The sequence below is a fragment of the Burkholderia sp. Ed8 genome (assembly GCF_040761425.1).
Lineage (GTDB): Bacteria > Pseudomonadota > Gammaproteobacteria > Burkholderiales > Burkholderiaceae > Burkholderia > Burkholderia seminalis.
Genome location: NZ_CP142885.1, coordinates 930,584 through 954,674, shown reverse-complemented (window position 1 = coordinate 954,674; position 24,091 = coordinate 930,584). Strand labels below are relative to the sequence as shown.

Annotated in this window: 22 protein-coding genes and 1 pseudogene; 14 read left to right on the top strand and 9 right to left on the bottom strand. The window is 70.2% G+C overall.

Features of this window, described 5'->3' with window-relative positions; translation table 11 throughout:
* The first annotated feature begins 11 nt into the window (after positions 1–11).
* A complete protein-coding gene (locus VXM69_RS04520) occupies positions 12–398 on the top strand; it encodes a tautomerase family protein (RefSeq protein ID WP_367189060.1) in 387 nt (128 codons plus the stop codon).
* A 44-nt stretch (positions 399–442) separates the two neighbouring features.
* Here VXM69_RS04520 and VXM69_RS04515 read toward each other — a convergent pair whose 3' ends face one another.
* Positions 443–1,972: an ATP-binding protein gene (locus VXM69_RS04515; RefSeq protein WP_367189059.1), complete on the bottom strand. Its 1,530-nt coding sequence runs from the start codon at positions 1,970–1,972 to the stop codon at positions 443–445.
* A gap of 195 nt (positions 1,973–2,167) precedes the next feature.
* Here VXM69_RS04515 and VXM69_RS04510 point away from each other — a divergent pair, with 195 nt between their 5' ends.
* The 5 genes from VXM69_RS04510 (at position 2,168) to VXM69_RS04490 (ending at position 6,311) form a co-directional block, all read left to right on the top strand.
* Entirely contained in the window at positions 2,168–3,361 is a 1,194-nt protein-coding gene (locus VXM69_RS04510; protein WP_034188313.1) for an acyl-CoA dehydrogenase family protein, read from the top strand.
* An 83-nt stretch (positions 3,362–3,444) separates the two neighbouring features.
* On the top strand, positions 3,445–3,822 hold the full coding sequence (locus VXM69_RS04505; protein ID WP_034188314.1) for a hypothetical protein: 378 nt from the start codon (positions 3,445–3,447) through the stop codon (positions 3,820–3,822).
* 8 nt (positions 3,823–3,830) lie between these two features.
* Positions 3,831–4,352, top strand: coding sequence for a nuclear transport factor 2 family protein (locus VXM69_RS04500; protein WP_034188590.1), 522 nt, complete (start codon positions 3,831–3,833; stop codon positions 4,350–4,352).
* Positions 4,353–4,383: 31 nt separating this feature from the next.
* Positions 4,384–5,508, top strand: coding sequence for an amidase (locus VXM69_RS04495; RefSeq protein WP_367189058.1), 1,125 nt, complete (start codon positions 4,384–4,386; stop codon positions 5,506–5,508).
* 59 nt (positions 5,509–5,567) lie between these two features.
* Positions 5,568–6,311 (top strand): SDR family NAD(P)-dependent oxidoreductase, encoded by a 744-nt coding sequence (locus VXM69_RS04490; RefSeq protein ID WP_059559625.1) that lies wholly within the window; start codon positions 5,568–5,570, stop codon positions 6,309–6,311.
* Between the two features lie 16 nt (positions 6,312–6,327).
* On the opposite strand, the gene VXM69_RS04485 is transcribed toward VXM69_RS04490, so the two are convergent.
* Positions 6,328–6,963 carry a response regulator gene (locus VXM69_RS04485; protein ID WP_059559628.1) on the bottom strand — a complete coding sequence of 212 codons (636 nt, stop codon included), beginning with the start codon at positions 6,961–6,963 and terminating at the stop codon, positions 6,328–6,330.
* 351 nt (positions 6,964–7,314) lie between these two features.
* Between VXM69_RS04485 and hpaC the strand changes: the two genes are divergently transcribed.
* On the top strand, positions 7,315–7,860 hold the full coding sequence (gene hpaC / locus VXM69_RS04480) for a 4-hydroxyphenylacetate 3-monooxygenase, reductase component (protein ID WP_034188318.1): 546 nt from the start codon (positions 7,315–7,317) through the stop codon (positions 7,858–7,860).
* Between the two features lie 11 nt (positions 7,861–7,871).
* On the opposite strand, the gene VXM69_RS04475 is transcribed toward hpaC, so the two are convergent.
* Positions 7,872–9,122, bottom strand: coding sequence for a YbfB/YjiJ family MFS transporter (locus tag VXM69_RS04475; RefSeq protein ID WP_367189057.1), 1,251 nt, complete (start codon positions 9,120–9,122; stop codon positions 7,872–7,874).
* A gap of 485 nt (positions 9,123–9,607) precedes the next feature.
* Between VXM69_RS04475 and VXM69_RS04470 the strand changes: the two genes are divergently transcribed.
* Both VXM69_RS04470 and VXM69_RS04465 read left to right on the top strand, forming a co-directional pair.
* A complete protein-coding gene (locus tag VXM69_RS04470) occupies positions 9,608–9,730 on the top strand; it encodes a hypothetical protein (RefSeq protein WP_006766865.1) in 123 nt (40 codons plus the stop codon).
* Between the two features lie 58 nt (positions 9,731–9,788).
* The gene (locus VXM69_RS04465; RefSeq protein ID WP_049033179.1) at positions 9,789–10,742 is read left to right on the top strand and encodes a leucyl aminopeptidase (aminopeptidase T); all 954 of its coding nucleotides are present in this window, start codon (positions 9,789–9,791) and stop codon (positions 10,740–10,742) included.
* A gap of 20 nt (positions 10,743–10,762) precedes the next feature.
* Here VXM69_RS04465 and VXM69_RS04460 read toward each other — a convergent pair whose 3' ends face one another.
* Both VXM69_RS04460 and VXM69_RS04455 read right to left on the bottom strand, forming a co-directional pair.
* Positions 10,763–11,272 (bottom strand): GNAT family N-acetyltransferase, encoded by a 510-nt coding sequence (locus VXM69_RS04460; protein WP_059559631.1) that lies wholly within the window; start codon positions 11,270–11,272, stop codon positions 10,763–10,765.
* A 55-nt stretch (positions 11,273–11,327) separates the two neighbouring features.
* Positions 11,328–12,359, bottom strand: coding sequence for an AraC family transcriptional regulator (locus VXM69_RS04455; RefSeq protein WP_049033181.1), 1,032 nt, complete (start codon positions 12,357–12,359; stop codon positions 11,328–11,330).
* Positions 12,360–12,598: 239 nt separating this feature from the next.
* Between VXM69_RS04455 and VXM69_RS04450 the strand changes: the two genes are divergently transcribed.
* The 3 genes and pseudogenes from VXM69_RS04450 to VXM69_RS04440 all read left to right on the top strand — a co-directional run.
* Entirely contained in the window at positions 12,599–14,317 is a 1,719-nt protein-coding gene (locus VXM69_RS04450) for a GMC family oxidoreductase (protein WP_226251948.1), read from the top strand.
* Entirely contained in the window at positions 14,304–16,754 is a 2,451-nt protein-coding gene (locus VXM69_RS04445; RefSeq protein ID WP_367189056.1) for an alpha/beta hydrolase fold domain-containing protein, read from the top strand. Before VXM69_RS04450 ends, VXM69_RS04445 begins: the two co-directional genes overlap by 14 nt.
* A 35-nt stretch (positions 16,755–16,789) precedes the next feature.
* Positions 16,790–17,047 (top strand): annotated as a pseudogene (locus VXM69_RS04440) (DNA-binding protein); the annotation flags it as partial.
* Positions 17,048–17,062: 15 nt separating this feature from the next.
* Here VXM69_RS04440 and VXM69_RS04435 read toward each other — a convergent pair.
* Entirely contained in the window at positions 17,063–19,081 is a 2,019-nt protein-coding gene (locus VXM69_RS04435) for an LssY C-terminal domain-containing protein (protein WP_226226928.1), read from the bottom strand.
* Between the two features lie 102 nt (positions 19,082–19,183).
* Complete coding sequence (locus VXM69_RS04430) at positions 19,184–19,636, bottom strand: hypothetical protein (RefSeq protein WP_059559643.1); 453 nt, start codon at positions 19,634–19,636, stop codon at positions 19,184–19,186.
* Between the two features lie 322 nt (positions 19,637–19,958).
* Here VXM69_RS04430 and VXM69_RS04425 point away from each other — a divergent pair, with 322 nt between their 5' ends.
* Positions 19,959–20,612 (top strand): response regulator transcription factor, encoded by a 654-nt coding sequence (locus VXM69_RS04425; RefSeq protein ID WP_049031728.1) that lies wholly within the window; start codon positions 19,959–19,961, stop codon positions 20,610–20,612.
* Positions 20,609–22,402 carry a sensor histidine kinase gene (locus VXM69_RS04420; protein ID WP_367189055.1) on the top strand — a complete coding sequence of 598 codons (1,794 nt, stop codon included), beginning with the start codon at positions 20,609–20,611 and terminating at the stop codon, positions 22,400–22,402. Before VXM69_RS04425 ends, VXM69_RS04420 begins: the two co-directional genes overlap by 4 nt.
* Positions 22,403–22,439: 37 nt before the next feature.
* Here the strand turns inward: VXM69_RS04420 and VXM69_RS04415 are convergent, their stop codons facing one another.
* Positions 22,440–22,718: a type II toxin-antitoxin system RelE/ParE family toxin gene (locus VXM69_RS04415; RefSeq protein ID WP_343726464.1), complete on the bottom strand. Its 279-nt coding sequence runs from the start codon at positions 22,716–22,718 to the stop codon at positions 22,440–22,442.
* Positions 22,715–24,025, bottom strand: coding sequence for an MFS transporter (locus tag VXM69_RS04410; RefSeq protein ID WP_049035680.1), 1,311 nt, complete (start codon positions 24,023–24,025; stop codon positions 22,715–22,717). The genes VXM69_RS04415 and VXM69_RS04410 overlap by 4 nt, the downstream gene beginning before the upstream one ends.
* Positions 24,026–24,091 lie beyond the last annotated feature (66 nt).

Sequence of the window (24,091 nt, the reverse complement as noted above, 5' to 3'; positions counted from 1 at the left end):
TCCGGACCACCATGCCCACACTCGAAGTTTTCCTGCCGGCCGGCCATGACGACGCACGCAAGGCCGAGCTGATCGCGCGGCTGACCGGTGCGACCGTCGACGCGATCGGCGCACCGGCCGAATCCGTGCGCGTGCTGCTCACCGAGCTGCCCGCGACGCATGTCGGCCTCGGCGGCCGCAGTGCCGCGGACGGCGCGCCGCCGTCGCTGCCGGTGATCGTCGCGATCCTGATCGCCGGCCGCACCGACGCACGGAAACGCGCGCTGATCGCCGCGCTGTCCGACGCGGGCGCGAGCGTGCTCGACGCGCCGCTTCAAGCCACGCGCGTGATCATCAAGGACATTCCGGTCACCGACTTCGGCATCGGCGGCCAGACCGCGCGGGCGCTGGGACGATGAGCGCGCGCCGCGCGTCGCTGCCCGGCCGCGACGCGACGCGGCGGCTACGCGGGTGCGCCGGCGAGCGGCAACGTCACGCGGCAGTCGAGCCCGCCGCCGCCGGCCGGGCTCGCGGCGATCCGCCCGCCGTGACGCGTGACGATGCTCTTGCACAGCGACAACCCGATGCCGTTGCCGCCGGCTTTCGACGACGAGAAACCGTCGAACAACCGGTCGTGCGCACCTTCCGCGATGCCGGGACCGTTGTCGATCGCGCGCAGCTCCGCATGCCCGGCGAGGTTTGCCGTCGCGAGCGTCAGCGTACGCGGCAGGCGCTCGCAGCCGGCGAACGCCTCGATCGCGTTGAACGCGAGATTCAGGATCACCTGCCCGATCAGCACGCGCTCGCAGCGGATCGGCAGCGGCACGTCGGCCTGCACGAGCGCGACCGTCACGCCGGCTTCCTTCGCGCGCAGCTCGATGAAGTAAGCGACATCGGCAAGGATGTCGCGCAGGTCGGCGACCGCGACGACCGGCTCGCGCTTCACGATGAATTCGCGCACGCTCTTGATGATCAGCGCCGCGTGCTCGGCTTGCCGGTCCGCGCTGCGCAGCCCCCAGATCGCGTCGTCGACGGCGCCGTTGCCGTTCAGCCGCCGCACCGCGCCCTCGATGAAGTTGCGCACGGCCGCGAGCGGCTGGCTCAGCTCGTGCGCGATCACGCTCGCCATCTCGCCCATCGCGTTGTAGCGGCCCGCGTATTCGAGCATCCGCGCCTCCGCACGCCGCGCGTCCTCGATCGCGACTTCGTCGCTCACGTCGCGGAACTGCACGAGCAGCCCGTCGAGATCGCCTTCGATCTCGACCTGCCGGCACAGGATGCGCAGCCAGCACGGCGAGCCGTCGCGCCGCACGATCCGGTAGCGCTGCGGCGCGGACGGGTACGCCGACGGCGCATCGCGCAGTTGTGCGACGAGCCGGTCGCGATCGGCCGCGGAACAGTAGTCGAGCACCGCGCCGAGCGGTTCGTCGGGCGCGAGCCCGAGCACGCGGCGGCCCGATTCGCTGATGAACTGCACGCCGCCGTGCGGCGTCACGACCGCGATGCCTTCGTCGAGATCCTGCATGAACTCGCGCAGCCGCGCCTCGTAGCGGCGCAACTGCCGGCGAACCGCCTCTTCCGCGCTGATGTCGCGGAACTGCACCATCACGACGTCGCGCCCGCGCAGCGGCACGTAGGTGGCGGTGGCCTCGGACAGCATGTCGACGCCCGTACGCGAGCGATAGCACCACTCGTACACCTGCGGCCCGTCGACGAGCGCACGATCCCAGGCACTCACCGCGATCTCGCGCTGGTATTTCGGCTCGGGCCGCGTCATGTCCGGCGCCTTCAGCGGCAGCAACTCCTCGACGGAGAAACCGAGCGCGATGCACGCGGCGCGATTCGCCCACACGATCGCCTTCGTCCGCGCGTCGTGCAGCAGCACGCAGGTCGTCAGCGCGTCGAGCAGCCGGTGGAAATCGTCGTCGTCGGGGAAACTCATGATCGGATCCGGATGAAGGCGCGCGGCATCGCGCGGCCGGAAATCCAACATAGCACCGGCGCGCGCCGATCGCACCTGAAGATTTCTTTAGGCCGGCCCGGAACGTCACCAGTCGCACGGCCCAACGCACCAATTGCTGCGTGTTTTCGGCGTTTCTAGACTGGCTGCATCGTCGTGCCGCAGGTCCAGCCCCGCACGGCACGCATGCCATCCGCATCCGAACCCTTGTCCGCCCAGGAGACAACCATGCCGCAAGCCGCCCTCGCCATCGAACCCGCGCCGTCCTCGCCGTCCGTGGCAGGTTCCGTGGCCGCGCCGTTGTCGCCGCTCGACGCGGTGATCGAGACCGTCGCCGCGCGCCGCGAAGAATTCGACCGTCTGTCGCACGTGCCGCGCGACGTGATCGCGCTGTTCAAGCAGGCCGGCATCTATCGCGCGGGCACGCCGCGCCGCTTCGGCGGCGACGCGCTCGCGCCGACCGCGTTCCTCGACATGATCGAGCGCATCGCGACGGCCGACGGGTCGGCCGCGTGGGTCGCGAGCTTCGGCTCCGCGAACGTCTATCTCGCGGCGCTGCCGCTCGAGACGCAGGCCGAGCTGTACGCGAGCGGTCCCGACCAGGTGTTCGCGGGCGGCCTGTTCCCGGTGCAGCCGGCGCAGGCCGCGCCGGGCGGCTGGCGCGTGAACGGCACGTGGAAATTCGCGAGCGGCTGCAAGGGCGCCGACTGGCTCGGTGTCGGCATCGCCGTGCCGGGCGCACAGGACGCCGCACCGAACAAGCCGCGCACGGCCGTGTTCCGCGCGGCCGACGTCGAGATCGTCGAGAACTGGAACGTGGTCGGCATGCAGGGCACCGGCAGCCACGACCTGCGCATCGACGACCGCTTCGTGCCGGAAGCGTGGACCTTCGTACGCGGCGGCGAACCGACCGTCGACGAGCCGCTGTACCGCTACCCGACCGTCGCGTACGCGGCGCAGGTGCTGGCCGTCGTCAACCTCGGCCTCGCGCGCGCGGCGCTCGACGTCGTGAACCGGATGTCGGGCGGCCGGCAAACGACGACCGGCGCACCGCGTCTCGCCGATCGCGCGTACTACCGCATCGAGCTCGCGAAGGCCGAGGCGCAACTGCGCTCGGCGCGCGCGTTTTTTTACGACGCGACCGACACCGTGTGGCGATCGATCCTCGCCGGCAATCCGGTGACGCCCGAGCAGGTCAGCCTGCTGCGGCTCGCGGCCACGCAGATCGCACGCGAAGGCGCGAGCGTCGTCGAACGCGCGTACCGCCTCGGCGGCACGGCGGCGATCTATCGCACGCATCCGCTGCAGCGGCTGCTGCGCGACGCGATGGTCGTCACGCAGCACGCGTTTCTCGGCGAAGGCAACTTCGACGGCGCGGGTGCGGTGTTCACCGGCGTGACGCCGTTTCCCGGCTATCTGTGACCCGTGTCGACCGAAGCCGTTCCTGAACACGCATGATCGCCGGCCGATTCATGCGCCCCATCGATTCCTCTGGAGAGCCCGATATGTCCGACCCGAATCCGCTGCCGCTGCGCGTCCTGTTCTGCTGCGGCGTGTCGCAGAACTTCTTCGACCTGCCGCGCGAGAAGATCGGCGAAGTGTGGCAGGCGTACGGTGCGATGCTCGCGGCCGTCGAAGCGATGCCCGGCGTGCGCGTGCTCGGCGTGATGGACGACGACCGCCTCGTGGTCGGCCAGGCCGACGGCGCGCCGTGGACGTTCTACATCATGGCCGACGTCGCCGATTTCGACACGACGGTCGCCGTCTGCAACCTGTATCGCACGACGCCCGTCGGCGAATACAACCTGTGGCGCTACGGCAAGATCGAGGCGCGCGTCGGCCGCGCGCTGACCGTGCCGCCGGCCGCGAAGCCCGCGGCGTGAGGCGCGCGATGAGCGACCTGCCGCCGGACCCGATCGATGCGCTCGTGCAGCGCCTGGCCGCGCTCGACGCCGAGCGCGCGGTGCGCGCGACGCTCACGCGCTACATGGCGCTGTGCGACGTGCCCGAGGATGCCGGCGACGGCCCGTCGCTCGCCGAACTGTTCACCGCCGACGCCGTGTGGGAAGGCATCGGCCCGCACTACGCGCGCAAGTTCGGCCGCCTCGAAGGCACCGCCGCGATCGTCGCGATGCTGGGCCGCTACCTGCCGCCCGACCCGCATTTCGCGGCGAACCTGCACTTCCTGACGTCGGAGTCGATCGAGATCGGCGCCGGCAACACGCGCGCGCGCGGCCGCTGGATCATGCTGCAGGCGTCGCGTTATGCGGACGGTTCGGCCGAGCTAATCGCCGCGCGGCTGACCGTCGATTTCGCGCCGGCGGCCAGCGGCTCCGCGTGGCTGATCCGTCATTTCCGCACCGAACGCGTACTCGACGGCCCGTGGCCGCTCGCCGCCGCGCCACGGTCCTGATCCATTCCACCGCTTTCGCGCGATACCGACCATGACAGGCTTCATCGACACCTTCACGCTGGGCGGCCCCGGCCCCACGATCGCGATCAAGGACACGATCGACATCGCGGGCCATCCGACCCGCGCGGCAAGCCGCGCGCTCGCCGACGCGCCGCCGGCCGCACATCACGCGGACGTGGTCCGCCTGCTGCTCGACGCCGGCTGGCAGATTGCCGGCAAGGCGAACATGCACGAGCTCGCGTTCGGCATGACCGGCATCAACGACTACACGGGCACGCCCGTCAATCCGCAAGATGCGACGCGCATTCCCGGCGGCTCGTCGAGCGGGTCCGCGTCGCTCGTCGGGCTCGGCGCCGTCGACGCGGCGCTCGGCACCGACACCGGCGGCTCGATCCGGGGGCCGGCCGCGTGCTGCGGCGTGGCCGGCCTGAAGCCGACGTTCGGCCGCGTATCGCGCCGCGGCGTCGCGCCCGCCGACACGACGCTCGATTGCGTCGGGCCGTTTGCGCGCGATATCCGCACGCTGGCCGCGGTGATGGCCGCGATCGCACCGGGCTTCGATCGTGCACAAGCCGCGGCATCCGTGGCAGGCTTTACCGTCGCGCACGTCACGGTCGAAGCCGATCCGGCCATCGCGGCCGCGCTCGATGCGGCCGTTCGCGCCGCGGGCCTGCACGCGCACGCCGTCGTGCTCGACGACATGTCGGCCGCGTTCGCGGCGGGGCTCACCGTCATCAACGCGGAAACGTCGCGCGCGTTCGGTCATCTGGTCGCGACGGGCCGGCTCGGCGCCGATCTCGACGCGCGCCTGCGCACGGCCGCGACGACGACACCGGCCGCGCTCGCCGAAGCCGAAATCGTCCGCGCACGCTTCACCGCGCAGGTCGATGCCGCGCTCGAGCACGCCGACGTGCTGGTGCTGCCGACGCTGCCCGCGCTGCCGATCACGCTGCAGCAGGCACGCGACGGCGTGTCGGTCATCGCGATGTCGTCGCTGATCCGGCCGTTCAACCTGAGCGGCCATCCGGCGCTCAGCCTGCCGCTGCCGCTCGCCGGTTCGCCGCTGAAGGCCGGCCTGCAGATCGTCGGGCGCAAGGGCGCGGACGAACAGGTCTGCGCGATCGCGGCGCACTTCGAAGCGGCCCTCGCCGCATGAACCACGATACGGGCGCCGCTTCCACCGGCATGCGCCCGCGAACCAGGGAACCACGCACCATGTCAGATCGAGTCGTCCTCGTCACCGGCGCCGCGCGCGGGCTCGGCGCCGTCATCGCCGAGCGCTTCCATGCAGCCGGCTACCGCGTCGCACTGGCCGATATCGCCGCCGACGCCGTTCGCGCGCATGCACGCGACCTCGACCCGAGCGGCGCCCGCGCGATCGCGCTGCCGCTCGACGTCACGTCGAAACGCGATTTCGAAGCCGCGCGCGATGCGCTCGTCGCACGCTGGGGCGCGATCGACGTGCTCGTCAACAATGCGGGCGCCTCGAAGGTCGTGCCGGCCATGGAGATCACGGCCGAGCAGTTCGACCAGGTGATCGACGTGAACCTGCGCAGCGTGCTGTTCGGCTGCCAGGTGTTCGGCCAGTACTTCGCGGCGCGCGGCGCGGGCCGCATCGTCAACATCGCGTCGCTCGCCGGACAGAACGGCGGCTCGGCGACGGGCGCGCACTATGCGGCCGCGAAAGGCGGCACGCTGACGCTGACCAAGGTGTTCGCGCGCGACCTCGCCGCGCAGGGCGTGACCGTCAACGCGATCTCGCCGGGCCCGCTCGACCTGCCGATCGTGTATGAGAGCGTCGCGCCGGAGAAGCTGCGCCAGGTGCTCGCGAGCCTGCCGGGCGGCAAGCTCGGGTCGGCCGGTTTCGTGGCGGATGCCGCCGTGCTGCTCGCGTCGGGCGACGCGCACTTCGCCAACGGGGCGTGCTGGGACATCAACGGCGGGTTGTACATGCGCTGAGCGCGGCAGGCAGGCCTTATCGCGACGACTCCCCGCCGTCGCCCCACACGACCATCACGTCGCGCACAAGCGCGGCGATCGACGTCGCGCCGAGCTTCTCCTTGATGCTCGCGCGATGCACGTCGACGGTCTTCACGCTGATCGACAGGTCCGACGCGATCTGCTTGCTGCCCTTGCCGTCCACGACGCCGCGCAGCACTTCCTTCTCCCGCGCGGTCAGCGCATCCAGCCGCTGGCGCAGCTCGCGGTGGCGCTGGCTCACCGCGTGCCGCTGCTGCGCGAGCCGCAGCGCGCGCTGCACGCGTTCGAGCATCTGCTGCGAGTTGTACGGCTTCTCGACGAAATCGATCGCGCCGTTCTGCAGCGCGCGCACCGACATCGGAATGTCGCCGTGCCCGCTGACGAAGATCACCGGCAACGTCGCGCCGCGCGCATTCAGTTCGGCCTGCACGTCGAAGCCGCTTTTCTCGGGCATCCGCACGTCGAGCACCAGGCACGCGGGCAGGTTCGCGTCGAAGCGCGCGAGAAACTCGCCCGCGTTCGCGAACCCTTCGGACGCAATGCCGACCGATTCGAGCAACCACGCGAGCGACGTCCGCATGCCGCCGTCGTCGTCGACGATGTATACGATCGGTGCGGGTGACGTCGTCATCGCGGGTGTCTCGCTGAATATCGGTATGGGTGTCGCACGCGCCGCGCGACAGGCCGGTGGCCGGCGGGTCGCGCGCGTCGTTCGCTGGGGGTGTGCGGCACATCATAACGAGCCGAAAACCCGCTGAATACCCTTTTGCGTGCCGCACGTCCGCCCAATCGCGCTTTTTTCGCGCGGCGCGGCGCGCATCTAGGTAGAACCTTTAGATGCGTTGGCGGGAACGCCATGTCCATCGTCAATCGTGCGAATGGTCGCCCGCATTTTCGCGACGTACGCTTGGATCATCGTCGGCGATCCGGCGCTGCCTCGACAGCGTGACGCGATCGCCGCCTTCGTCCAACAGGAGCACCCATGTCTTCCACGACCGATATCCCGCGACCGGCACGCGTCGAACCGACCGACACGCAGAAGGCCTTCCGCCAGGCGATGGCCCACCTCGGCGCGGCCGTCAACGTGATCACCACCGCCGGGCCGCACGGCCGCTGCGGGATCACCGCGAGCGCCGTGTGCTCCGTCACCGATACGCCGCCGACGTTGCTCGTGTGCCTGAACCGGTCGAGCGCGATGCACGCGACCTTCGAGCGCAACCGCCACGTCTGCATCAACGTGCTGCCGGCCGAGCACGAGCTGCTCGCGCGGCATTTCGCGGGGCTCACCGACCTGCCGATGGCGCAGCGTTTCGAACTGCCCGTGTGGGATCGGGGCGAGCAGGACGTGCCCGTGCTGCGCGACGCGCTCGCCAGCCTGCAGGGCACGATCGCCGACATGAAGGAAGTCGGCTCGCATTCGGTGATGTTCATCGAGGCGACGTCGATCCGCGTGCGCGACGACGGCGACAGCCTCATCTACTTCAGCCGCGCGTTTCATCGCGTCTCGCGCACCGCGTACGTGCGGTGACGTTCGCGTGATTATGCGGGCGTCCGCAACGCGCGCTGGGCGGCCGCAAGCGCCGCGCCCGCGAACAGCGTCAGCGCCGAATACACGAGCCCGCGCGCGAGCCCCGCGCTGTCCGACACCCAGCCGATCGCGACCGGCCCCGCGATCTGGCCGAATGCGAAGACCGTCGTGAACGCGCTGATCCCCTTCGCCCAGCCGTCGGGCGGCAGGTTGTGCCGCACGAACGCCGTCGTCGACGCGACGGCCGACAGGAACGTCGCGCCGAACAGCACGCCCGACGCGAACGCGGCGGCCGGATGCACGAACATCGCGGGCATCAGCGTCGCGATGCCGAGCAGCGCGTTGAGCACCGCGAGCGCCTGCCCGCCGCGCATCCGGTCGAGCAGCCCCGACCACAGCCGCGCCGACACGACGGTCGCGACGCCGAGCATCACGTAGAACGCGGCGACCACCGTGCCGCTCATGCCCGCGCCGCGCAGCAGCGCGACGATGAACGTCATGTAGCCGATGTAGCCGACGCCGAACAGGCCGTAGCCGGCCAGCGCGAGTCCGAAACGGGCCGCGCGCGCGGTTGCCGCCGGTGCCGTGCCGTCGCGCGGCCTCGCCGGTGCCGCGTGTGCGCGCTCGATGCGATGCGCGGCCGCGATGGCCACCGCCGAGAACAGCGCGCAGGCGAGCGCGAGCGCGAACCACGCGGCCTGCCAGCCGTGCACGCCATGCGTGAGCGTGGCCGGCACGAGCAGCGACGACGCGACGATGCCCCATCCCGTACCGCCGTAATAGAGGCCGAGCAGCAGCCCCGCATCGCGCGGCGACGCCGACGCGAGCCGCGCGGCCAGCACGCCGCCGCTGATGAAGATCAGCGCGCTGCCGATACCCGTTGCGAGCCGCTGCGCGAGCAGCGCGTGCATGCCGGACGTGAGCCCGCAGGTCGCCATCAGCACCACGGTCAACGCGCAGCCGGCCGCCAGCAGCGTGCCCGCGCGCCAGCGCCGCGACAGCAGCGGAAACGCCAGCGCGCCGACCAGGTAGCCGGCCGCGTTCGCGGTATTCAGCGCGCCGGCCTGCGCGAAGGTCCAGCCGAGATCGGCCTTCATCGGCGGCAGCAGCAGCGCATACGAAAAGCGTGCGAGGCCGAGCGCGATCGCGCTGCCGAGCGACAGGCCGATCGCGAGCCGCCACGCGGCCATGCGGTCGGGATCGGTGGTGCCGGCGGCCGGCTGCGTCGGGCCGGCGCGCTCCGGTTGCGGCGCTGCACGCATCGGGTCGTCTCCATCGTTGTGATGCCGTCCTGACGACGGCGCACGCGGCCGCGGCCGTCGCGCAAGATCGTCAGATGGTGCCAGAAAACCGGAGGCATCGCCGCACGCGGGCCCGCGCGCAATATGCGCGTGATACGCGTGCGCGATCGTCTTTCATGAATCACGCAATGCGAAATAATCGACGCCATTGCACGTCGAATTATAAAAAACGGCCGAATGCATTAATCGAACGGAATCCCGATAATTGGAAAATCAGGTCGGTCCCATTATTCTATTTATCGGCCTCCTTTTCCCGTCGACCTCGATAAAATGCCGGTGTTTAGCACTCTTTGGCTAAAAACGTCGCAATGCATTGCATTAACAAAATCGTCAGACTAATATCGACGCCACTTGTCCGGCATTCACGAAATACCGAACAAGGAGCGGCAAGATTTTCTACCGCACTTTCATGTTGAATCACTCATGTTCACCACAGGAGAATTGACATGCAGGACACCCAGCAGATCGAATTGCTTGACTGGATGCAGGAAGACACGCACCCCGAGGCCGTCGACATGATGGTCGAGGACGCCGTGGTGCCGTTCGGCACCGCGCTCTGGCCGGTCTGAGCGGGCCACCCGTTCTCGCGGAAGGGCCTCGGCCCTTCCGCCGCTTCCGGAGATACGCATGCTGAACCTGCACCGCGCGCTCGGGTTTCACCCCGCGCTGCGCGACAAGCTGGCGCGCGGCGAGTCGGGAAAACTGCTGGTCGGCCATGACACCCGCAACCGCGACATCGCGTTGCGCGCGTTTTCCGCCCTGCCTGATTCGCTCGACGCCACGACCCTCTGCCTCGAAAGCACCCCGCCCGCCGACATCGCCGCCGCGCTCAATGACGCCGACCTGTTCGTGCTGCTGTACGACTCGTCGTGCCTGCCGACACCCTCGCCGAGCGGGCCGCCGTTCCTCGCCGCGATCCGCCCCGCGATCGTCGAGCACTGGAGCAAGTCGGTCTTGTTCAAGGATTACGGCCCGCATCTCGACGAAGCCTTCGCCGAATCGCTCGACGACATCGCCGCACGCAACGGCCGGTTGATCGACGCGGCCGCACGCGCGTCACGGATCCGCTTCATCGACGAAGCCGGCAACACGCTGACGGGCTCGCTCGCACCGGACCAGAAATGGACGAGCGTCGACGGCATGGGCAACCTCGACGTCGTGCCCGGCGAGATCGCGACGCACGTGACCGACCTGAACGGCTCGGTCGTGTTCAGCGGCACGTTTCTCGGCACCGTGCCGTTCGCGATCAAGTACAAGGTGGCCGAGCGGCTCGCGACGCTGCGGGTCGAGAACAGCACGATCGTCGATTTCGACACCGACGATGCCGGCTTTCGACGCGATTTCACGACCTATCTCGACCGGCACGCGAACCACCGGCGCATCGAGGAATTCGGCATCGGCACGAACCTCGGCATCCGCGGGCTGTACGGCCGCAACGCCGGGTTCGAGGAACGCCATCCGGGCCTGCATCTCGGGCTCGGCGGCGGCGAAAACGGCAGCCATCACCTCGACCTGATCTTCGCGCGCGGCACGCTCGCGCTCGACGAACGGATCGTGTTCGACGGCGCGTTCGCCGTCTGACGACGGGGCGGCTTGCGGGCTCAGGCTTCGGCGGCGGGCGTGTCGCCGAGCCACTTGAACATCACGAGGCAATCGACGAAGCCGAGCCGCGCGTGGCGGTACGCGCGCGGCAGGCGGCCGACGATCTCGAATCCCAGCTTCCGCCACAGCGCGACCGCGACCTCGTTCGTCGCGACCACCGAGTTGAACTGCATCGCAAGGAAACCGCGCTCGCGCGCGACCTGCTGCGAGTGTTCGCACATCAGGCGCGCGACGCCGCGGCCGCGCGCGGCCTCGCTCACCATGTAGCCGCAGTTGCTCACGTGCTTGCCGGGGCCGGCCGCGTTCGCCTTCAGGTAGTACGAGCCGAGCACCACGCCGTCCTCCTCGGCGATCCACGTGCAAAGCGGCGCGTCGAGCCACAGCACGCGCGCCACTTCCCGTGTCGGCGCGGGATCGAATGCATAGGTTTCCTGAGCGGCGACGATGGCGCGATAGGTCGGCCAGAAGCGCGGGAAATCGTCGTCGGTCATCGGGCGAATCGTGATCATGCGGGTTCTCTCGTGAGGGGGATGTCGGCATGCAAGCGATCGATCGTACCGCGATTCATCGGCGGTCGCCGGCCCGCCGCGCCGCACTGCGATACGCGCCCGGCGGCACGCCGTACCAGCGCTTGAACGCCTGCGAAAAACTCGACAGGTCGCTGAAGCCGAGCCGCTCGGCCACCTCCGCGAGCGACAGCCGCGCATCGCCGAGCAATGTCTCGGCCATCGCGCCGCGCGCCTGCGCGAGCAGCGTGCGAAACGTCGTGCCCTCCTCCTGCAGCCGGCGCTTGAGCGTGCGCGGGCTCGTGTTCATCAGCCGCGCCATGTCCTCGAGCGAGAACGGCGCACCGCCGGCCGTCGAGCCCAGGTACTGGCGCACCATCTCCGACGTGCCCACGCGCGCGCGCCGCGCTTCGACGAGTTGCCCGCACATCTGCTCGCACATCGACACCGTCAGCGGATTCGCATGCGGCAGCGGCCGGTCGAGAAACGCGCGGTCGAACGCGAGGCTGTTCGCGCGCGCCGAGAAGGCCGGCTCGATGCCGGCGATGCGCGGCGCGACGAGCGACGGCGAACGCGCGGCCTGCAGCGTGAAGCGCGACAACGCGAAATCGCCGCTGGCGATTTCCTGCAGCAGCACGGCAGCAGCCGTCATGTCGCGCTCGACGAGGAACCGGCTCAGGTCGCCGTCGAGTTCCGGCGCGCCGAAGTTGAGCACGCCCGTATCGGGCGCCTCGCGGTACGTGATGACGGTGTATGCATACGTGAGCGGCAGGAAGCGCATCGCCAGCGCGAGCGCGTCGCGCCCGGTCGCGCTCGCGATCAGCCCGTAGCCCCACACGCCGTACGCGGAGAAGTGATAGCGCAGGCCGACCTCGAAGCCGAGGCCCTGCGCGCGGCCGAGCGCGCGCAGCAGGTTGCCGGTCAGCCGCAGCTCCTGTGCGGCCGTCACCTCGACCTTCGGATCGTCGAGCTGCGCATCCGCCAGGCCGGTACCGGCCAGCAGCGTCGCGTGCGGCACGCCGCGTTCGTCGCCGAAATCGACCAGCAGCCGGGCGCTGGCCGGACTCCGGGTGAAATCCCAGAAGCTCATGCGGAGAAACCCTCGAAGCGCCGATTTGGCCCAAATACTAAAACAATTGTCCCCAAGCAGCATTGGTGTTTCCCCGTGCGGCCCGCACCATCGGCGTCATCCAGTCGTCACCCGAACGACGCCATCGCCCCAGGAGGAGACACCATGCGACCGAGCCGCCCGACCGATCCCGCCGCCTGCGCCCCCGTGCCGGCGCCCGTCGGCTGATCCATCGACTACCGAACGAAGGAGACGATTCCATGAGCAAGACGTTCGACTACATCGTCGTCGGCGGCGGATCGGGCGGCTGCGTCGTCGCCGGGCGCCTGACCGAGGACCCGGCCGTGACCGTATGCGTGCTGGAGGCCGGCGGCCGCGGCGACGGCGCGCTCGTCAACGTGCCGACCGGCGCGGTCGCGATGATGTCCACGCGCCTGAACAACTGGGCGTTCGACACGGTGCCGCAGCCCGGGCTCGGCGGGCGCATCGGCTACCAGCCGCGCGGCAGGGCGCTCGGCGGATCGTCGGCGATCAACGCGATGGTCTACATCCGCGGCCATCGTGTCGACTACGACGGCTGGGCCGCGCTCGGCAACGAAGGCTGGGGGTACGACGACGTGCTGCCGTACTTCCGCCTGAGCGAGCACAACGAGCGCTTCGACGATGCATGGCACGGCCGCGACGGCCCGCTGTGGGTCAGCGACCTGCGCACCGGCAACCCGTTCCATGCGCGCTACCTGGAAGCCGCGCGACAGGCCGGCCTGCCGCTCACCGACGATTTCAACGGTGCGCGGCAGGAGGGCATCGGGATCTACCAGGTCACGCAGAAGCACGGCGAACGCTGGAGCGCGGCGCGCGCGTACCTGCTGCCGCATCTCGGCCGCCGCGACAACCTGACGGTCGAGACGCACGCGCAGGTGCTGCGCATCCTGTTCGACGGCACGCGCGCGATCGGCGTCGAGGTCCGCCAGCACGGCGAGGTCCGCACGCTGCGCGCGCGGCGCGAAGTCGTGCTCGCGGCCGGCGCGCTGCAGACGCCGCAGTTGCTGATGCTGTCGGGCGTCGGCCCGGGCCGCGCACTCCAGCAGTTCGGCATCGCGGTGCAGGCGGACCTGCCCGGCGTCGGGCGCAACCTGCAGGATCATCCGGATTTCATCTTCGGCTATCGCACGCGCAGCGTCGACACGATGGGCGTGTCCGCACGCGGCGGCCTGCGGATGCTGCGCGAGTTCGCGCGCTTTCGCCGCGAACGGCGCGGGATGCTGACGTCGAATTTCGCGGAAGGCGGCGGGTTCCTGAAAACGTGCGCCGATCTCGCCGCGCCGGACATCCAGCTGCATTTCGTCGTCGCGCTCGTCGACGACCATGCGCGCAAGCTGCATGCCGGCCACGGGCTGTCGTGCCACGTGTGCCTGCTGCGGCCGCGCAGCCGCGGCTCGGTCACGCTGAACAGCGCCGATCCGCTCGCGGCGCCGCGCATCGACCCCGCGTTCTTCGACGATCCGCGCGACGTCGACGACATGGTCGCGGGCTTCCGCATCACGCGCCGGCTGATGGAAGCACCGGCGCTCGCGAGCTGGATCACGCGCGACCTGTTCACCGCGAACGTGACGACCGACGACGAGATCCGCGACGTGCTGAGGCGGCGCACCGACACCGTGTATCACCCGGTCGGCACCTGCCGGATGGGGCACGACGCACTCGCCGTCGTCGATCCGCAACTGCGCGTGCGCGGCCTGCAGGGGCTGCGCATCGTCGATGCGTCGGTGATGCCGACGCTGATCGGCGGCAACACCAACGCGCCGACGATCATGATCGCCGAGAAGGCCGTCGACCTGATGCGCGGCGTGCGCCGCGTGCCGGACCGGCCGCATGCCGGCGAGACCGTCAGGACAGCGACGGATTGCGATTCCGCCCGTGCCGCGCGCGCGGCACACGACGTCATCCAGCCCGAGGAAACCCGCCATGCTGTCGCCTGATCCTTCCCGTTGCGCCGGCTCCGCCGCACCGCTTGCCGCGATCATCATCGGCGCCGGCTTCGCCGGCATCGGCATGGCCGTCGCGCTGCAACGCGCCGGCATCCACGATTTCGTGATCGTCGAACGCTCGCACGACGTCGGCGGCGTATGGCGCGACAACAGCTACCCGGGCGCCGCGTGCGACGTGCCCTCGCACCTGTATTCGTTTTCGTTCGAACCGAATCCGGCCTGGTCCCGCGTGTTCGCGCCGCAGCCGGAAATTCACGCATACCTGCAGCATTGCGCACGCAAGTACGGGCTCGCACGCCACCTGCGCTTCGGCGCCGAAGTCGGGCACGCGCGCTACGACGAAACCGGTGCGCTGTGGCACGTCACGCTCGTCGACGGCACGACGCTCAGCGCCGCCCTGCTCGTCAGCGGCACCGGCCAGTTGAGCCGCCCGGCAATGCCCGACCTGCCCGGCATCGACACGTTCCGCGGCCGCGCGTTCCACTCCGCGCACTGGGATCACGACTATTCGCTCGCCGGCAAGCGCGTGGCCGTGGTCGGCACCGGCGCGTCGGCGATCCAGTTCGTCCCGGCGATCGCCGGCAGCGTGCGGCACCTGACCGTGTTCCAGCGTTCGCCGGCCTACGTGATACCGCGTCCCGACCGCGCGTATCGCCCGTGGGAAAAGGCGATGTTTCGCCGGATGCCGTGGGCGATGAAGCTGCATCGCGCGTGGATCTACACCCGCTACGAATCGCGTGCGATCGCGTTCACGCGCCTGCACGGGCTGATGAAGGTGGCGGTCGGCCGGCCGTTCCGCAAGCTGCTCGCGCGCGACGTGCCGGCCCCCGCGTTGCGCGCCCGGCTCACGCCCGACTACCCGATCGGCTGCAAGCGCCTCCTGCTGTCGAGCGAATACCTCGCGACGATGAGCCGCGACAACGTCGCGCTCGTCACGCAACGCATCCGGCGCGTGACCGAGGACGGCATCGAAACCGTCGACGGCGTCCATTATCCGGTCGACGCGATCGTCTACGGCACGGGGTTCGCGGCAACCGAATTCCTGTCGCCGATGCGCATCACGGGCCGCGACGGGCTCGACCTGAACGACGCGTGGCGACGCGGCGCGCAGGCGTATCTCGGGCTCACCGTGCCCGGCTTCCCGAACTTCTTCATGCTGTACGGCCCGAACACCAACCTCGGGCACAACTCGATCGTCTACATGCTCGAAAGCCAGATCGCGCACGTGATGCGCTGCGTGCGGGCGATGCGGCGCGACGGCGCGCGCGAGATCGACGTCGATACGCGCCGCTACCGGCGCTTCAACGCGCACGTGCAGCAGCGGCTCGCCGGTTCGGTCTGGAGCGGCTGCAAGAGCTGGTACGTCGATGCAGCGGGGCACAACAGCACGAACTGGCCGGGTTTCACGCTGACCTACCGGTGGATCACGCGTGTCGGCGGCATGTCCGCATACCGCTTCACGCGCCCGTTGCCCGAGTCGGCCGCGGCAGCGCACGGCACGGTGATCGCGCCGCCGGCCGGTCGGCTGGAGGCGCTCGCCGCCGCTTCGCTGCGCGGCTTCCTGCGCGTTACGTTCCGGCCGCTGATCGGGCCGCCGTTCGGTGCACGCACGCAGCGCCGCGTCGTCGCGCTGCTGTCGCCGCTGATGCCCGGTGCCGGCGGCACGCTGCGCTATCGCACGTCCGCGCACCACGTGCCGGTCGAAGTCGTCGCGCCGAAACGCGGCGACACGGGTGGCGCGATCCTGTATCTCCACGGCGGAGCATTCTGCCTCGGCGGCCCGCATACGCATCGCGGCGTGACGACGCGGCTCGCGAACGATGCCGGCCTGCCGGTGTGGGTGCCCGATTACCGCCTTGCGCCCGAGCATCCGAGCCCGGCCGCGCTCGACGATGCGCTCGCCGTATACGACGCGATGCGCGCGCAGGGTCATGCGCCGCACCGGATCGTGATCGCCGGCGACTCGGCCGGCGGTGCGCTGGCCCTCTCACTCGCCATTGCGCTGCGCGCGCGCGGCGATCCGGCCGCCGCCGCGCTGCTGCTGATCTCGCCCGTGACCGACCCGGCGCTCGGCGGTCCGACGCTGGCCTCGCGCCGCCGCGACGATCCGATGATCCGGCGCGGCTGGCTCGAACAGGGGCTGCGCTGGTATCACGGCGCCGGCTCGACCGCCGCGCGCGGCCCGCTCGACACCGACCTGCGCGGTCTGCCGCCGATGCTGATTCAGGCCGGCGACCAGGAGGTGCTGCTGTCGGATGCGCAACGGCTGGCGGATCACGCACGCGCGTGCGGCGTGCCGTGCCGGCTGGAGATTCACGCGGCGCGCTGGCACGTGTTTCATCTGCAGGCGTTCTACCTGCGCTCGGCGCGCGATGCGCTGCGCACGCTGGCGGGATTTGCGTCGGCACGGGTGGCCGCGAGCGCGTGACGATCGGGCGGCAATGCGCGGCGAGCCGCGCGTGCGCGGTCGCCTATCTGCGCGTCGCGATGGAATCGCTCGACGATCCCGACAATCGCGCGGCCGGCCTGCCCGCGCTGCGTACGGTCGCGGAAGCCTATGGCGGGCTCGGCGCGGTCGCGGCAGAAGCCGGCATCAGCCGCGAATCGCTGTATCGCACGCTGTCCCCGAACGGCAACCCGACGCGGAAAACCCTGCTCGCGGTGCTCAAGACCGTCGGCCTGCGCCGGTCCGTCGTCCTGGCCCAGCCGGAGCATGCATGAGCGGCGCGCGCCCGCTCACGGCCTGACCATCCACACGAGCAGCATCCCGGCCGGCGCGGCCGTCATCCCCGCCGGCGGACGCTCGATCGTCGGCTCGACCGCCAGCGCCTGCGCGATCGCCGCCGCATCGTCGATCGGCGTCGTGCGCACGATCGTCATCAGCCGCGCCGGCCGGTGCAGCGCCTCGCGATACAGCGCGCCGTACCACAGCGGCCGCATGCCGAGCGCGTCCTCCAGCACGTACGGATAGCGCCACAGCCGCAGCACGAGGCGGCTGTCCGGATGGGCCGGATCGACGCGGACGAACACGCGGCGCGTGCTTTCGCCATGCGTATAGCGCGGCAGTACGGGCAGCGCGTCGGCCGGCGCCTGCGGCAACAGCCAGCGCAACGCGGTGGCCGGCGACCACGGCGTCGCGCGCTGCCAGCCGGCCTGCGCGAGATGCCGGTCGAGCGTGTCCGATGTCGCGCTCCATTGCAACGGCAGATATTCCTCGCGATCGCCGCCGATCTCGGTGCGCCGCATCGGCACGCGCTGCCACCCGCCGTGCAGCCACTGATCGACCGTCATCGCCACCACGTCGCCGACGTGCGGGCGCGCCGCGCGCTCGAGCTGCCATTGCGCGGGAACCGTCCATACGCCGGCCGTCGCGAGCACCACGACCACCGCGACCAGCGCGCCGCGCGGCTGCACCTGCTCGCGCACGCGCCAGTATGCATAGGCGCCGGCGAGCAGCGCGAACCAGGCCAGCCCGAGACTCCAGCCGCCGAGCAGGCCCGACAGCCAGGTGTCGCCAACGTAGAGCCGCGCGAAACCGCCGAGCACGATCCACAGCACGACCGCCGTCACGACCGGAATGCGCCATCGCGCGGGCCGGTCGCGCGTGAGCACCCAGCCGAGGCCGCTGCTCGCGAGGATCGCGAACGCGGCGTCGGCATCGGGCAGCGGCAGGTGCAGCGCGCCGGGCGGCAGGCTCGCGGGCGTCGCGCCCGGCACGCCCGCGCCGAACGCCGGCACGAGCACGACCGCGACACCGACCGTCGCGAGCCACCACGCGGACGTCAGCCAGCAGCGATGGATCATCAGCCAGACGAGGAACGCGGCCGCGACGATCAGCCCCGTGTCGTGCCCGTGCAGCACGGCAAGCGCACTCATCGCGGCGTCGACGGGCGGCGTGCGCAGGTTCTGCAGGAACGCATACAGCGCGATGTCCGCGTGCATCAGCGGATCGTTCGCGACGACATCCCGCACCATCCCCGCGAACAGCCACACGCAGCCGGCGAACAGCAGCGCGAGCACGGGCACCGCGCCCGGCAGGCCGCGCACGTCCGCGATCGCGTCGTGCAGCCGCGCGCCCACCCGCGGCCAGCGGCGCGCGCAAGCGTGCACGGCTGCGACGAGCGCGCGGTGCAGCAACGGCCAGCCGCGCCGCAGCGCGACGCGCACGCCGACCCAGACGAGCACGACCAGCGCGGCAACGACCAGCAGGATCGCGGCGACCCGCACGCTGATCGCCGCGGCCAGCACGGCCGACGCGCCGAACACGATGCCCGGCGCGACGTGTACGGGCGCCCACACGAGCGCCGAGACGACGTTGACCGGATAAAACGACCGCCGCGGCAGCGTCGCGCAGCCGACGACGACCGGCACGACCGCACGCACCGGCGCGAGGAAGCGCGCGAGCACGATGCTCTTCATCCCGTGACGCAGGACGAACTCCTCCCCGCGCGCATAGGCGTTCGCGTAGCCGAGGCGCGCCCACACGTTGCGGATCATCCCGCGGTAGTGCCGCCCGATCTCGTAGCTGATCCCGTCGCCGACCACCGCGCCGGCGGCCGCGATGCCGATCGTCGTCCAGCCGTCGAGCGCGCCCGCGCCGATCAGCGCACCGGCCGCGAACATCACGGCGCCGGCCGGCACGATCGTGCCGATCAGCGCGATCGCCTCGGCGCACGCCGCCACGAACACGATTGCCAGCACGAGCAGCGGATGCGCGCCGATCGCGCCGATCCACACGTGGATCGTGTCGCTCATCGCACGCCCCGCGGCGAAACGGCCCGGCGGTCGAACACCGGATCGGCGATGGCAGGGTGAACGGTCATGGCGAGGTGCGCGCGCTCGCGCCGGCGTGAACGGTCAATCGAACTCGTGCTGCCGCGCATCGACCTCGAGCGGCGCGTCGTGATAGCCGACCGTCGCGATTTCCTGCAGATAGCGCGCAAGAAATGCGCCGATCGAACCGGCGGCCTCGTACTGATGCACGTGACGGAATTCGTGGGTCAGCAGGCGGCGCGTGTCCTGCCCGCGCAGCACGTACACCGCATGGCCGAGCGTCAGGCCGATCGTCCCCGGCGACAGCAGCCCCGTGTCGCGGGCGATCGCGGCCAGCGACGGCGTCTCGGGGAACGGCATGCGATCGACGGTCACCACGCGGATCCGTTCCGGCCGGGCAACGCCCACCGCGCGTGCGTCGTCCGCCTGCGCCGGCGTCAGCGGCGCCCCCTGCGCGATCCCGCGCGCCGCTTCCGCTTCGGCCCATGCGACCGCGGCGGGCAATGCGGACGGCAGGATATCGGCAAGATCGATCATCGCGGGGCTCCCCTGTAGGTGGATTGGCATCGGGCACCAGTTTAGTCCCGAATCGCGGCGGCTCGACGCGCGGTCGGGGCAGCGCGTCGCCGGTCCGGCCCGGGTACGGCAGTCACCCGGGAATACCCTGACCGCCGCGCACGACACGTCGTGCCCTTTCCGGTCGATTATTTCGCTTCAGTACACATTCGTCGATCAGCCATCTCGAAAATTTCCCGAATGAGTACCGTTTTCGAATTCGGCGGAATATATTGGTCAGAAGAACGGCCGCGTCGATAACCAGACATGCAGTTCGCGGCGTCATCCCGAAGAGGGCCGCTAGATGATCAGGGTAATTCTGGCTGACGATCACGCAGTCATGCGGGACGGACTGCGTTACATCCTGGAAATGGCCGGCGGTTTCGAGATCGTCGGCGAGGCAAGCGACGGCTCGGCCACGCTCGCGCTGGCCGAACACGCGGCCGCCGACGTGCTGCTGCTCGACCTGTCGATGCCCGCGCCGACCGGCATCGAGCTGATCCGGATGGTCAAGAGTCACGCGCCGTCGCTGCGCACGCTCGTGCTGACGATGCATGCCGAGGCGCAGTACGCCGCGCGCGCGTTCAAGGCCGGCGCCACCGGCTACCTGACGAAGGACAGCGCGACCGCCGAACTCGTCGAGGCCGTCGGCAAGGTCGCGGCCGGCGGCGTCTACGTGAGCCCGTCCGCGGCCGAAAGCCTCGCGCGCACGCTGCGCGCGCCGGCCCGGACGTTGCCGCACGAGCGGCTGTCCGCCCGCGAGCTCGACGTGATGCGCCGCATCGTCGCCGGCCAGACCGTCACGCAGATCGCGTCCGAACTCGGGCTGAGCACGAAGACGGTCAGCACGTACAAGACGCGGATCCTCGAGAAAATGGAGTTGCCGCACGACGCGGCGCTGGTCCGCTACGCGGTACGCCACGATCTCGATCCTGGCGCCGGCGCCGACGACGCATGACGGCCGCGTCCCGGCTCCCGCCCGCGCCGCCGGAAGACGACGATCCGGACACGTCGCGCCTGTTCATGTCGTCGCTGCCGCCGGGCCGGCGCGAACGGCGCTTCGCGCTCGCGACCGTGCTCGTGTCGGCCGTGATCTTCGCCGCGCTCGCGCCGTTCGCGGGCATGCCGCTCGCGCCGGGCTCGGCGTTCATTCCCGTGTACCAGTCGGCGATCGTCGTCAACGACATGGTGACGGCCGGCCTGCTGCTCGGCCAGTACGCGATCCTGCGCCAGAAACCGCTGCTCGTGCTCGCGGGCGGCTACCTGTTCACGGGCTTCATGGCCGGCACGCACATGCTGAGCTTCCCCGGGCTGTTCGCACCGCACGGCCTGCTCGGCGGCGGCGACCAGACCACCGCGTGGCTGTACCTGTTCTGGCACGGCGGGTTTCCGCTGGCCGTTTCCGCGTATGCGCTGCTGCGCGCGACGCCGCGCGCCCGCCCGATCGCGAGCCCGCAGCGCCGGGCGGCGATTCCGGTGGGGTTCTGCCTCGCGTCGGCGGCCGCCGCGACGGTCGCGCTCGCGCTGCTCGCGACCGCCGGCCACGACCTGCTGCCGCGCATCATGAACGGCAACCGGATGGCCGCGACGATGACGAACGCGATCACGATCGTCTGGGGGCTGAACCTGGTCGCGCTGATGCTGATGTGGCGGCAGCGGCGCCGCCACTCCGTGCTCGACCTGTGGGTGATGACGGTACTCGTCGCGTGGCTGTTCGATATCGCGCTGTCGTCGATGCTCAATCACGGGCGCTACGATCTCGGCTTCTACGCGGGGCGCGCGTACGGCCTCGTCGCGTCCGGCGTCGTGCTGTTCGCGATGCTGTTCGAGAACGGCCGGCTGCATGCGCAGACCGTGCGCGCGCTGGCCGGCGCGCGCTACCAGCATCTGCTCGTCGTGCAGAAGAGCGCGCAGTTGAACGACGCGAACGAACGGCTCGAACAGCGCGTCGCCGCGCGCACCGCGCAACTGAGCGCGTCGAACCGCGACCTGCGGCGCGAAGTCGAGGAGCGCGTGCGCGCGGAGCGGGCGCTGCAGACGTCACGCGAGGAACTGCGCGAGATCGCCGCGATCAGCGCCAGCGCACGCGAAGCCGAGCAGCGCCGCATCGCACGCGAGCTGCACGACGAACTCGCGCAGACGCTCGCGACGCTGAAGAACGATCTCGAATGGCTGATCGACCGCGTGCCGCAGGACGACGCGTTGCTCGCGCGCAAGATCGCGGCGATGCATGCGCTCGCGCGCGGCGCGGTGGCCGCGACGCGGCGCATCGCGTCGGACCTGCGCCCGCTGATGCTGGATGACCTCGGTTTCGCCGCGGCGATGCAATGGCTCGTGGAAGATTTCCGGCACCGTCACGGGATTGCGTGCTCGCTGCGCGTCGAGCCGCCCGAGCTGCAACTCGACGAGCCGTACGCGACGGCCGTGTTCCGCATCGCGCAGGAAGCGCTCGCGAACGTCGCGCGGCATGCGGCCGCGTCGCATGCGGACGTCGAACTCGTGCACGGCGGCGATACGCTCGCGCTGACGATTCGCGACGACGGCGCGGGATTCGATCCCGGCGTGCCGCGCAAGTCGGGTTCGTTCGGGCTGGTGGGATTGCGCGAGCGCGCGTATCTGGTCGGCGGCACGCTGCGGATCGCGACGACGCTCGGCGAAGGCACGACGGTCGACGTCGAGATTCCGCTGACGCACGCGCCCGTCGCGGTCGCGCATGGCGGGAATGGGGGTTCGCGGCCCGATCGCTGACCGGGGCGGCGATGCCGGCCGCCGCATCGATCACGCGTCAGTGGTAATCCTCTTCCCGTTGATGTCGCACCGCGAGAATCGTAACTTGTTCGGCCGCTTCAATCTCGAACAGCAGGACAAAACCCGACGCGCCGAAGGACACGATCAGCTCGCGCAAAAACGGATTTCCATTCTCGATCTTGCGGCATGTGAACGGAAACAGGCGCAGCACGGCAACACCTTGCCCGATCGCGTCCGCGGCGCGCGCCGCCGCATCCACATCACGTTCGAGCAGGGTTCGAAACGTATCTGGAACCGCAATCCGCCCGCCGGTCACACCCGCGCCGCCACCATCCCCCGCTCCGATCGCGTCCATGCGACCAGCGCGCCGATGCCGAGCAGCGCGAGGCACACGATCGGCACGATCATCGGCCCGAACGCGGTGCCCGTCACCTTGCCCGCGAACGGCATCAGGTTCTGGCTGAAGAAGCCGCCGAGGTTGCCGATCGAGTTGATCGCCGCGACGCTCGCCGCCGCCCGCGCGCCGGTGAAATAACGCGGCGGCATCGACCAGAAGCACGGATACAGCAGCGGGATGCACGCGCCGCCCAGCACGAGCGCCACGAAGCGCAGCGGCGTCGACGGCAGCACGAGGCTCAGCAGGAAGCCGAGCGCGCCGAGCGCCGCGACGATCGCGATCGTGCGCAGGATGCTCTTCGCGCGACGCAGCTTCGCCGGCAGCCACAGCAGCAGCAGCACCGCGAGCGCCCACGGCAGCATGCTCAGGAAGCCGTTCGTGCTGCTCGACACGCCGAACGATTTCACGAGCGTCGGCAGCCAGTACGTGACGCCGTACAGCGACGTCGACATCAGCATGTAAGTCGCCGCGAACAGCATCACGCGCGGATCGAGCAGCGCCTTCCACGGCTGGCCGTGCTCGGCCTGCGCCGGCTTCTCGCGCTCCAGCGCGGCCGCGACGATCTGCTTCTCGCGCTCGTCGAGGAACGGCGCTTCGCGGAACGACGCCGGCAGCACGCGGAACACGACGATCGCGACGACCACGGCCGGAATGCCCGTCGCCACGAACACCCATTGCCAGCCCGCGAGGCCCCACACGCCGTTCAGGCTCAGCAGCACGCCGCCGACCAGCGAGCCGAGCATGTTCGCGAGCGCGCTGCCGAGCGTGAAGATGCCAAGCACCTTCGCGCGGTAGCTCTGCGGGAACCACAGCGTCAGGTAATAGATCACGCCCGGGTAGAAGCCGGCCTCGGCGATGCCGAGCAGGAAGCGCAGCGAGCAGAACGCGGGCATCGACGTCGTGAAGCCCATCAGCACCGTGATGAGGCCCCACGTCAGCATGATCCGCGCGAGCCACACGCGCGCGCCGTAGCGATGCAGCGCGAGCGTGCTCGGCACCTCGAACAGCAGGTAGCCGATGAAGAACAGCGACGACGCGAGCCCGAACGCGGCCTCCGTCATCCCGAGGCTGTGCACCATCTGCAGTTTCGCGAAACCGACGTTCTGCCGGTCGATGAACGCGATCAGGAACATCACGACGAGGATGGGCAGCAGGCGCCGCGCCACCTTCGACATGATGCGCTGTTCTTCGGCGGACGCGGGGTCCAGGGTGTCGGTAGCGGTCACTTCATGCTCCTTGCGTGAATCGGTTGCGTATCGGTTGAACCGATGCCCGCGCGCAGCCGTCGCGCG

Coding starts and splice junctions, on each gene's coding strand:
- VXM69_RS04520 (WP_367189060.1), top strand. CDS start 12: ATGCCCACACTCGAAGTTTTCCTGCCGGCCGGCCATGACGACGCACGC.
- VXM69_RS04515 (WP_367189059.1), bottom strand. CDS start 1,972: ATGTTGGATTTCCGGCCGCGCGATGCCGCGCGCCTTCATCCGGATCCG.
- VXM69_RS04510 (WP_034188313.1), top strand. CDS start 2,168: ATGCCGCAAGCCGCCCTCGCCATCGAACCCGCGCCGTCCTCGCCGTCC.
- VXM69_RS04505 (WP_034188314.1), top strand. CDS start 3,445: ATGTCCGACCCGAATCCGCTGCCGCTGCGCGTCCTGTTCTGCTGCGGC.
- VXM69_RS04500 (WP_034188590.1), top strand. CDS start 3,831: ATGAGCGACCTGCCGCCGGACCCGATCGATGCGCTCGTGCAGCGCCTG.
- VXM69_RS04495 (WP_367189058.1), top strand. CDS start 4,384: ATGACAGGCTTCATCGACACCTTCACGCTGGGCGGCCCCGGCCCCACG.
- VXM69_RS04490 (WP_059559625.1), top strand. CDS start 5,568: ATGTCAGATCGAGTCGTCCTCGTCACCGGCGCCGCGCGCGGGCTCGGC.
- VXM69_RS04485 (WP_059559628.1), bottom strand. CDS start 6,963: ATGACGACGTCACCCGCACCGATCGTATACATCGTCGACGACGACGGC.
- hpaC (WP_034188318.1), top strand. CDS start 7,315: ATGTCTTCCACGACCGATATCCCGCGACCGGCACGCGTCGAACCGACC.
- VXM69_RS04475 (WP_367189057.1), bottom strand. CDS start 9,122: ATGCGTGCAGCGCCGCAACCGGAGCGCGCCGGCCCGACGCAGCCGGCC.
- VXM69_RS04470 (WP_006766865.1), top strand. CDS start 9,608: ATGCAGGACACCCAGCAGATCGAATTGCTTGACTGGATGCAGGAAGAC.
- VXM69_RS04465 (WP_049033179.1), top strand. CDS start 9,789: ATGCTGAACCTGCACCGCGCGCTCGGGTTTCACCCCGCGCTGCGCGAC.
- VXM69_RS04460 (WP_059559631.1), bottom strand. CDS start 11,272: ATGATCACGATTCGCCCGATGACCGACGACGATTTCCCGCGCTTCTGG.
- VXM69_RS04455 (WP_049033181.1), bottom strand. CDS start 12,359: ATGAGCTTCTGGGATTTCACCCGGAGTCCGGCCAGCGCCCGGCTGCTG.
- VXM69_RS04450 (WP_226251948.1), top strand. CDS start 12,599: ATGAGCAAGACGTTCGACTACATCGTCGTCGGCGGCGGATCGGGCGGC.
- VXM69_RS04445 (WP_367189056.1), top strand. CDS start 14,304: ATGCTGTCGCCTGATCCTTCCCGTTGCGCCGGCTCCGCCGCACCGCTT.
- VXM69_RS04435 (WP_226226928.1), bottom strand. CDS start 19,081: ATGAGCGACACGATCCACGTGTGGATCGGCGCGATCGGCGCGCATCCG.
- VXM69_RS04430 (WP_059559643.1), bottom strand. CDS start 19,636: ATGATCGATCTTGCCGATATCCTGCCGTCCGCATTGCCCGCCGCGGTC.
- VXM69_RS04425 (WP_049031728.1), top strand. CDS start 19,959: ATGATCAGGGTAATTCTGGCTGACGATCACGCAGTCATGCGGGACGGA.
- VXM69_RS04420 (WP_367189055.1), top strand. CDS start 20,609: ATGACGGCCGCGTCCCGGCTCCCGCCCGCGCCGCCGGAAGACGACGAT.